Source organism: Elioraea sp., from assembly GCF_051860475.1.
In the GTDB taxonomy this organism is placed as follows: Bacteria; Pseudomonadota; Alphaproteobacteria; order Acetobacterales; family Acetobacteraceae; genus Elioraea.
Map to the genome: position 1 here is coordinate 1 of NZ_JBHYDW010000269.1, position 2,179 is coordinate 2,179.

The following is a 2,179-nucleotide window of genomic DNA, read 5'->3' on the forward strand; positions in this document are numbered from 1 at the left end:
TCGGCGGCGTTGGCGAGCGCGAGCAGGCTGTCGAGCAGCGCGTCGTCGAGCGCGGTGCGCGAGAGGTCGAGCAGCAGGCCGGCGCCTGCACGCGAGAACCGGGCGAAGCGGTTGGGATCGGCGGCGACGCGGGCGCGGATCGCGCTCGCTTCCGGGTCGGCGGCGCGCGTGGCGAGCCGGGCCCAGGGGGCGGTGCGGGTGATGGGTGCGGAGTCGCTCATCGGCTTGGATGGTCGGCGCGCGGGTGGGGGTGGGTCAACCGCGTGTCCGCATCGGCCGACGCGGCCGGTCCACCCCCGACGCCGCACCACGGGGCAGGCGCAAGCGCGGGCTCTCCGGCGCGGCCGAGGAGGGCGTGGCGCAGGTCCGGCGCGCGCCGCAAGCCCCTGCGGACCCGGCCGCTAGCGGGCCACGCGGCTCACCACCAGCACCGTGCCGTCGACGCCATCGACGCGCACCGTGTCGCCCACCTCGGCCTCGCCGGCGATGCGCGCGGCCCAATCGGAATCGCCCACCCGCACCCTCGCACCCGCAGCGGCGCGCCCGGTCACCGTGCCCACCCGCCCGACCAGCCCGGCATCCGGGGTGTTGACGCGCACGGTCGGACGCTGGCGCCGGCGCAGGGCGAGCGCGGTGGCGATCCCGGCGGCGAGCAGGAGGAGGAACACCACCACCTTGGTGGCGAAGCCAGGCGCGAAGGCGACCGTGACGAGCCCAGTGCCGAGCGCGGCCAGCCCGATCCAGAGCAGGAACACACCTGGAACGACGATCTCGGCCATCAGCAGGACGAGACCGACCAGGATCCAGATCAGCCCGTCGTCCATGGGTTCCCCGGACCGGGCGCCGAAGGCGGCGCGGGCGGGCGCGGCCGCAGGGCTCCCGCCGCGCCAGGCGCGCCACCCTCCGGCGGGCCGCGCAGGATCTCGAGCGCCGAGACGATGCCGCCGGCGAGCCCGGCGCTCTCCATCGGCACCAGCACGAGCTTCTGGTTCGGCGCCTCGGCCAGCCGCTCGAAGGCGCGGACGTACTTCTCGCTGATGAAGTAGCGGAGCGCGTCCATCCCCGCACCGGCCGCCGCCTCGGCAACCAGGCGCGTCGCGTTCGCCTCGGCCAGCGCCAGACGCTCGCGCGCCTCGGCATCGCGCATCGCCGCCTCAAGCCGCCCCTCGGCCTCGAGGATCTGGGCCTGCTTCGCGCCCTCGGCGCGCTTCACCTCGGCCTCGCGCTCGCCTTCCGCCTTGGCGACGGTGGCGCGGCGTTCGCGCTCGGCCGTCATCTGCAGGTTCATCGCGCGGATCAGGTTCTCGGGCGGCTCGATCTTGCGGATCTCGACGCGTGACACCTTCACCCCCCAGGGATCGGTGGCGCCGTCGAGGATCGAGAGGAGCTGCGAATTGATCCGCTCGCGTCCCGACAGCGTGCCGTCGAGATCCATCTCGCCGATGACGGCGCGGATGTTGGTCATCGACAGCGCCGCGAGCGCCTGCATCAGCTCCTGCACCGCATAGGCCGCCTTGGCCGCATCCATGACGCGGTAGTAGACGATGCCGTCCACACTGACGGTGGCGTTGTCGCGCGTGATCACCGCCTGCTCGGGGATGTCGAGCACGACCTCCTGGACGTTCACGCGCCGGCCGATCGTGTCGATATAGGGGATGATGAAGTTGATCCCCGGATTCAGCAGCCGCGTGAAGGCGCGGAACCGCTCCACCGTCCAGACCTCGCCCTGCGGCACCTGGCGGATGCCCTTCATCGCCGTGACGATGCCGAGCAGGATCAGCGCGATCAGGACGATCGTGCCGAGGGTGGGCAGGGTGAGCGTGCCAGGGTCCATGCGCGGTCGGTCCGTTGCGCGTCCGGCACCGCCATAGCGCGGAATCGGTTAACGGGGAAGCAAAGGCGGACGGCCCGCCGCCCGGCGCGCGGTCAATGCGCGAACAGGTCGGGGTCCTCGTAGCCGAGCAGGTCGAGGGCGGCGCGCGCCGGCAGGAAGCGGAAGCACGCCTCGGCGAGATCGAGCCGACCCTCGCGCGCGAGCAACCCCTCGAGCCGCGCCTTCAGCGCGTGCAGATGCAGCACGTCGGAGGCGGCGTAGGCGAGCTGATCGGGCGAGAGCTCGACCGCACCCCAGTCCGACGATTGGTGCTGCTTGGAGAGCTCGACGCCGAGCAGGTCGCGG

The 2,179-nt window shown here is 73.0% G+C and carries 2 protein-coding genes and 2 pseudogenes; all 4 read right to left on the reverse strand.

The window, feature by feature from the left end; translation table 11 throughout:
• Positions 1–221, reverse strand: a pseudogene (gene pgi, locus ACTIFU_RS23515) (glucose-6-phosphate isomerase); the annotation flags it as partial.
• Positions 222–401: 180 nt separating this feature from the next.
• Positions 402–824, reverse strand: coding sequence for an NfeD family protein (locus ACTIFU_RS23520; RefSeq protein ID WP_439580758.1), 423 nt, complete (start codon positions 822–824; stop codon positions 402–404).
• On the reverse strand, positions 809–1,834 hold the full coding sequence (locus ACTIFU_RS23525) for an SPFH domain-containing protein (RefSeq protein ID WP_439580759.1): 1,026 nt from the start codon (positions 1,832–1,834) through the stop codon (positions 809–811). Before ACTIFU_RS23525 ends, ACTIFU_RS23520 begins: the two co-directional genes overlap by 16 nt.
• Positions 1,835–1,926: 92 nt before the next feature.
• Positions 1,927–2,179 (reverse strand): annotated as a pseudogene (locus tag ACTIFU_RS23530) (ribonuclease D); the annotation flags it as partial.

Bases quoted from the DNA above. Each gene is read 5' to 3' on its own strand.
- ACTIFU_RS23525 (WP_439580759.1), bottom strand. From the start codon at position 1,834: ATGGACCCTGGCACGCTCACCCTGCCCACCCTCGGCACGATCGTCCTG.
- ACTIFU_RS23520 (WP_439580758.1), bottom strand. From the start codon at position 824: ATGGACGACGGGCTGATCTGGATCCTGGTCGGTCTCGTCCTGCTGATG.